This is a genomic window from Cryobacterium sp. MDB2-A-1 (assembly GCF_004402675.1).
Lineage (GTDB): Bacteria > Actinomycetota > Actinomycetes > Actinomycetales > Microbacteriaceae > Cryobacterium > Cryobacterium glucosi.
Window position 1 is genome coordinate 1 of sequence record NZ_SOFK01000001.1, and the last position, 3,357, is coordinate 3,357.

A 3,357-nucleotide genomic window follows, 5' to 3' on the forward strand; every position below is an offset into this window, starting at 1 on the left:
TCCGCGGCACGGGCCCGGCACCCGGAGCGCTTCAGCACCAGCTGCGACCCGAAGATCCTCGCCACCCCCGACACGGCCTGGATCAACAAGCCCGCCGAATCTCAAGAAGACGAGCCGAAACTAGCCGCCTAAACTCACGCTGGCCTCATTCACCTTGACAAATTCCGTTGCGGTGTCGGCGCATGTCGATCTGGCCGAAGTTGATGACCCGGGCGTTGTTGGCCAGGCGGTTCACGATTGAGTCCGCCGCGACCCGGTCCGGCAGCTCAGCAACCCAGTGCGCGGGCCCGGTCTGCGAGGCGATCATCGTCGGGAGCCGGTGTTCGCGGTTCGCGAGGATCGCGAAAAGGTCGCTGGCGGCGTCGCTGTCGATGCCGACGGTGAGGAAGTCATCGATGATGAGCAGGTCGATGTTGGAGAGGTCGTTGAGTAGCTTCTGGTGCGCGATGCCGTTGCCGCGAGCGATGACGAGCCGTCGGGCGAGGTCATCCATCCGGTAGTAGAGAACAGAGTGTTCGCTCTGGCAGGCGCCGATGGCCAGCGCGCAGGCGAGGTAGGTTTTCCCGCCTCCGATGGGCGAGATGATCAGCAGGTTCGTCGGGTCCGAACGCCAGTCGTGAGCGGCATAACGGCGCATCCTGACCGGGGTGATGCCGCGTCCGTCGCGGTAGTCGACCTCGGCGACGGTCGCGCCCGGGATCGGGAACGCGGCCTGACGGATGAGTTTGTCGACCTTGTTAATACGCCGGGACTCCAACGCGTCATCGACCGCGGTGAGGAACAGCTGCTCGGGGGTGAGGGTGTCGTTGCCCTCGTCTTGGATGAGTTCCTCCAGCCTGGTCGCAACATGCGTGACGCGCAGGGCCCGGAACTTGTCGTATTCGATGCTGGTGAACATCACTTGCCCTCCTCGTCACGTGCGTAGTGGGAGGCGTCGCGAACATAGACGTCGTGCATGGTGTCGCGGAAGACGACGGTGCTGACCCGTTTGCGTGTCGAGGCCGCTGGAACCACCGGCCGCGGCTTCTTCGCATCACTGTCGATCGCCGCCATCAACCGTTTCAGCGTCGAGTAGGTCGGATGCGCGCGGCGGTTCAGGAGATCTTGGCAGGCCGCTTCCAATCGTTCCCGGTTGTTCTTGCCGAGCCCGTCGAGGATGTTCTGGCAGGCCAGATAGCCCTGCGCCTCGATCACTTGGGCGTCGAGGATCTGCTCGATCACTGTGACGGTGGCCGGCCCGACGCTGCGGGCCCGGTCGGTGAACCAGCGCCTGGACCAGAGCCCGTCGATGTTGCGGTATTGGGGTGGGACGTGTTCCGGCAGTGTTGAGTACTGGCCTTTCCGGCCCGTGAGCCGCGGGTGTTCGCAGATGCTCTCGTGCCCATCGAAGACGGTGACCTGGGACGAGGTCAGCCGGACCCGCAGCAGCTTGCCCGCGAGTCCGAAGGGCACGGAATAGCGTTGCGTGTCCACGGTGACGTGATAGTTCCGGGCCGCTTTCAGCTCCTTCCACTGAACGTCCTCGAACCCGGCATCGGGCAACGGGGCCAGCAGCTCCCGCTCCTCAGCGTCGAACCTCTCCCACCGGGTCGTGTCGTCCGCGCGGCGGATGTCGTGGTTGATCTCCCGCACCCGCTCGTCGATCGCCGCGTTCAGTTCGCTGAGGGTCGTGAACACGTCATCGTCCAGGTAGCCGATGACGCGTTTGTTGACGACGTTTACCGCATTCTGGCCTTGCCCCCGGTTAGTGGACACGGGGTTATGCGGCTTTAGCGACGACCGCGTTCTGGTTTGAGTATTGCAGTTCGAAGTCGACGGGGCTGACCTGGCCGAGGGAGGTGTGTCGGCGGCGCCGGTCGTAGCGGTCCTCGATCCAGGCGCCGACCTCTCTAGATGCCTTGTTTTTGCTGGGCCAGACGCGTCGGTGGTAGAACTCGGTCTTGAGCATGGCGAAGAAACTTTCCGCCATCGCGTTGTCCCAGCGGACCCCGGTGTAGCCCATCGACCGGGTGATGCGGTGCGCTTTTGCGAACGCGGTGATCTGAGCTGACGCGTATTGCTGCCGTGGTCAGAGTGCCAGATCGCGTCGGGCTCGATCCGGGTCGTCGCGGCCGCGTTCTTGAGGGCGTCAGCGACGAGTTCGGTGCGGATGTGATCGGCGATGGACCAGCCGACGACTTTCTTCGAGTAGCAGTCAATGACGGTCGCGAGGTAGATGAAGCCCTGCCAGGTGTGGATGTAGGTGATATCGCCGACGAACTTGACCCCGGGCCGGGCCGCGGTGAAGTCTCGTTTCACGAGGTCGGGCATGTTCGCGGCCGCTTCGGCATCCGCGGCCGTCGTGACACGGAATGGGCGCGGCTGACAGGCCACCAAGCCCTGCTGGCGCATGATCTGCCGCACGAGCTCGGGCGAGCACTCCGAGTGTTCCGCGGCAAGGTCCGCGTGCACGCGGCGGTACCCGTAGGTGCCGTCGGACTCTTCGAAGAAGTGCCGCACCCGGTTGATCAAGGCCGCCCTGCGGGCCGCGGTCGCCGATTGCGGCCGAGACACCCAGTGATAGAACCCGGACGTCGACACGGCCAGCCAGCGGCACATTTTCACGACGGAGTTCAGGTTGCCGGGCTCGGCTTTCAAGGAGTCGATGTATTCGTACTTGCTCACTACCGCTGCTCCCGCGCGAAGTAAGCGGCCGCTTTTTTCAAGAACAGCGCCTCGGCCTTCAGTTCCTGGTTCTCGCGCTCGAGCTCCTTCAGCCGGGCCCGTTCCGGGAGCGTCAGCTCGGTCTCGGTACCGCCGTTGGCCTCGCGGTGCTTGATGAGCCAGTTGCGGAGAGTCTCGGGGCCGACGCCATACGCGGTCGCGACGTCCTTGATCGATTTGGACGTGTTGATCACCTCGCGACACAGCTCGTCCTTGAACTCCTGGGAAAATCGCCTAAGCGATGCGGTCATGCTGATCTCTGCTTTCAGTAGTCCCTCATCTTAAGAGGGCCCACTGTCCGAGAACTCCGCAGCAGCTCACTGGAATACGGTGCCGATAGCCTTCTTCAGGCCGGTGTGAGCGTCAGACATGACTAGCTTGACCCCGTCGAGGCCGCGGGTCTTCAACGACCGCAGGAAGCTGGTCCAGAAGCCCTCGTTCTCGCTGTCACCCACGTCGAAACCCAGTACTTCCCGGCGGCCGTCAGCGGCAACACCAACCGCCACGACGATGGCTTGGGACACGATCCGGTGCCCGATCCGGGCCTTGCAATACGTGGCGTCGAGGAACACGTAGGGAAAGTCCTGCGCGGCCAGGGTGCGGTCGCGGAACTGGGCGACTTCGGCGTCCAGGCCCGCGCAGATCCGGGACACC

The 3,357-nt window shown here is 64.1% G+C and carries 2 protein-coding genes and 2 pseudogenes; all 4 read right to left on the reverse strand.

Annotated features, from left to right (window positions below; translation table 11 throughout):
• Positions 1–145: 145 nt before the first annotated feature.
• Positions 146–898 (reverse strand): ATP-binding protein, encoded by a 753-nt coding sequence (locus E3O39_RS00005; protein WP_134446142.1) that lies wholly within the window; start codon positions 896–898, stop codon positions 146–148.
• Positions 898–1,755 carry a hypothetical protein gene (locus E3O39_RS00010; protein WP_134446141.1) on the reverse strand — a complete coding sequence of 286 codons (858 nt, stop codon included), beginning with the start codon at positions 1,753–1,755 and terminating at the stop codon, positions 898–900. Before E3O39_RS00010 ends, E3O39_RS00005 begins: the two co-directional genes overlap by 1 nt.
• Positions 1,756–1,759: 4 nt before the next feature.
• A pseudogene (locus tag E3O39_RS00015) lies at positions 1,760–2,954 on the reverse strand (IS3 family transposase).
• 72 nt (positions 2,955–3,026) lie between these two features.
• Positions 3,027–3,357: pseudogene (locus tag E3O39_RS00020) on the reverse strand (transposase); the annotation flags it as partial.